This is a genomic window from Streptomyces sp. UNOC14_S4, from assembly GCF_020740835.1.
GTDB lineage: Bacteria > Actinomycetota > Actinomycetes > Streptomycetales > Streptomycetaceae > Streptomyces.
Map to the genome: position 1 here is coordinate 1 of NZ_JAINFC010000774.1, position 2,470 is coordinate 2,470.

A 2,470-nucleotide genomic window follows, 5' to 3' on the forward strand; every position below is an offset into this window, starting at 1 on the left:
TGCTGGTCTTCCCCGACCAGGACCACGCCGCGGTCCACGACTTCATCCGCTCCGCCACCGCATCGGTGGACGTGACCATGTACGAGCTGCGCGACACCGCGGCCGTCGACGCCCTGGTGGACCGTCAGAAGGCCGGAGTCAAGGTCCGCGTCGTCCTCGACGCCAAGCACACCGGCGTCAACGGAGCCGCCTACAACGCGCTCCGGGCCGCCGGCGTCGACGTGGTGTACTCCTCGTCCGACTTCGTCTACACCCACCAGAAGACCGTCACCGTGGACGGCGCCACGTCACTGGTCCTCACCGGGAACCTGGACGCCACGTACTACGCGAGCAGCCGTGACTACGGCGTCTTCGACGGCGACTCCGCCGACGTGGCCGCCATAGAGAAGGTCTTCGGCGCGGACCACGCCAGGACGCCCGTCACCCCCTCCGACGGCGACAACCTGGTCTGGTCGCCCACCGATTCGGAGCGGCGCCTGCTGGACCTGATCAACGGTGCCCGGCACTCGCTGGACCTGGAGCAGCTGGAGTTCGGGGACAGCACCCTCGTGGACGCGGTGGTGGCGGCCGAGGAGCGCGGTGTCGCCGTCCGGGTCGTCGGCATGAACCCCGACAAGTACGGCGGCTACTTCGACCAGGTCAAGCAGGCCGGTGGCACGGTGGTGACCTTCTCCTCCACCGAGGGCCGCTACATCCACGCCAAGGCGATCGTCGCCGACTACGGCACCCCCACCGCCAAGGTCTTCGCCGGGTCCGAGAACTTCTCCGACAACTCGCTCAACAACAACCGCGAGCTCGGCCTGATCCTCCAGGACACCGGCGTCCTCGACGGCATCGAGTCCACCGTACGGACCGACCTCGCCGACGGAACGCCGTACTGAGCCCTCCGGCTCACCCTCCGGCCGGAGGGTGAGCCCGCGTGTACGGGAGCCCGCGGTGGGGAGTGAACCCGGTGTGCCCGTCCGCAGGCAGGAGGCGATCAGTGTGAAGGCCCGAGCAACCGTCCTCGTGACCGGCGCCGGTGGTGGCGTCGGGGGAGTCGGCAGAACCGTCGTCGACCGGCTGCGCGCCGAGGGAGTGCCGGTCCGGGCCCTGGTGCACCACGACGACGAACGGGCCGCGGCCCTGCGGGCCCTGGAGGGCGTGGAGGTGGTGGTCGGCGACCTCGCCCGCGGCGCCGACGTCGCGCACGCGCTGGAGGGCTGCCGCCGGGCCTACTTCGGGATGAGCGTCTCGCCCGCGTACCTGGAGGCCACCACGACGTTCGCCGCGGCGGCCCGCGAGAGCTGCGCCCTCGACCTGCTGGTGAACATCTCGCAGATGACGGTCTCCCAGATGGACCTCGCCGGCGCCGCCGAGTCCCGCCAGCAGCGCCTGCACTGGCTCGCCGAACAGGTCCTCGACTGGTCGGGGGTGCCGGTCGTCCACGTCCGGCCCACCGTCTTCATGGAGAACCCGCTCTTCGGCCGGATCGCCGTCGCCTCGATCCTGCGGGACGGCACGCTCCGCCTGCCGTTCGGCTCCGCCCGGACCTCCCCGGTCTCCGCGCGCGACGTCGCGGACGTCGTCACCCGCCTCCTGCTCGCCCCGGCCCCGCCCACCGGCCGGGTGTACGAACTGACTGGGGCGCGCTCCCGGGACATGACGGCGATCGCGGCCGAGTTCTCGGCGGCCCTGGGACGCCCCGTCACCTATGTGGACGTGCCGTACGAGGAGTGGCTGGAGGAAGACCTGAGGAAGCTGGACCTTCCTCCCCACGTGTTCGAGCACATCGCGACGATGGCCCGGCTGCACCACGAGAACCGCTACGACCGGGCCACGAACGACGTCGCCGACCTGCTCGGGCGGCCCCCGCTCGGGTTCGACGCCTTCGTCGGGGAGACGCTTGAGCTCCGTCCCTAGGCGTTACGCGAGGTGTTACGCGCCGCCCGGCACGCCGTGCCGGTCCAGCAGTTCGTGCATCCACGGCACCGGCAGGACGGGCGAGGCGCCGGCGGCCTCCGCGACGTAGTCGGAGGGGTCGGCCAGCAGCGCGGGCAGGCAGTGCACCGGGAGGCGCGGGTTGACGGCCGCCGACACACGGACGGTGCTGTGCGCGTCACCGGCGAGCCGCTCGACGAGGTCCACGGGCAGGCCGGGGGCTCCGGCGACGTACGCCCGTTCCAGCGGGTCCTCGGAGTACGCCAGTTCGGCGCAGGCCCGGCGTTCCATACGGACGAGGTCCAGCACCGGCGGCCCGAACGCCAGCGAACGGGCCGCCGCGGCACCCGGGCGCGCGAGTCTGCGCACCTCCGCGTCGTCGTGCGAGCGCGCGCGCTCGGCGACAGCCGGGTACGACGGGCCGGCCGTCGCCGCGACGGCGCGGCGCAACTGCGGCAGCGGCGAGTCCAGGAGGCGCAGGCATGCGTCGGCCGGGGCCTCGCGGATCCACCCGGGCCCCCTCCCGTTCGTGGTCATGCTGAGCAGGTAC

General features: G+C 72.3%; 2 protein-coding genes and 1 pseudogene. 2 read left to right on the forward strand and 1 reads right to left on the reverse strand.

Translation table 11 applies throughout. The annotated features are described in order from the left end of the window. Positions 1-2: 2 nt before the first annotated feature. Together K6I34_RS35565 and K6I34_RS35570 are read left to right on the forward strand one after the other, a co-directional pair. Complete coding sequence (locus K6I34_RS35565) at positions 3-881, forward strand: phosphatidylserine/phosphatidylglycerophosphate/cardiolipin synthase family protein (RefSeq protein WP_229332165.1); 879 nt, start codon at positions 3-5, stop codon at positions 879-881. A 55-nt stretch (positions 882-936) separates the two neighbouring features. Next, the gene (locus tag K6I34_RS35570) at positions 937-1,902 is read left to right on the forward strand and encodes an NAD(P)H-binding protein (protein WP_229332166.1); all 966 of its coding nucleotides are present in this window, start codon (positions 937-939) and stop codon (positions 1,900-1,902) included. Between the two features lie 15 nt (positions 1,903-1,917). On the opposite strand, the pseudogene K6I34_RS35575 reads toward K6I34_RS35570, so the two are convergent. Further along, positions 1,918-2,470: pseudogene (locus K6I34_RS35575) on the reverse strand (hypothetical protein); the annotation flags it as partial.